This window comes from Opacimonas viscosa, from assembly GCF_024199005.1.
Taxonomy (GTDB): domain Bacteria; phylum Pseudomonadota; class Gammaproteobacteria; order Enterobacterales; family Alteromonadaceae; genus Opacimonas; species Opacimonas viscosa.
In genome coordinates this window covers 1-261 of sequence record NZ_JANATA010000191.1, presented here as the reverse complement: position 1 = coordinate 261, position 261 = coordinate 1, and the positions used below count along the sequence as shown (strand labels likewise).

1 protein-coding gene is annotated in these 261 nt (G+C 38.7%); it reads right to left on the bottom strand.

Annotated features, from left to right (window positions below):
* On the bottom strand, positions 1-261 hold a 261-nt coding region (locus tag NLF92_RS13260; RefSeq protein ID WP_254102706.1), incomplete at both ends, for a hypothetical protein.

Here is a 261-nt window from a genome sequence, read left to right as displayed (position 1 = left end):
TGCGTTTGTTGCTGTTGTATCAATTGTTGCTGTATCTTCACCTTTTGGAGATGTGTTTCCTGCTGCATCTGTAATTGTTGCACTTACAGTGATATCTTCACCCTCTGCTGGTGCTGGGTATGTTAATGGTAATCCATTATCAATGATATCTTGTGTTACTGGGTAATCTGTTGTAGTTCCATCTGGGTTTGTTACAGTTAATGTATCACCTACTTCAGTCTCACCTGGTACTGTAATTACTACATCTACATCACCATTTAA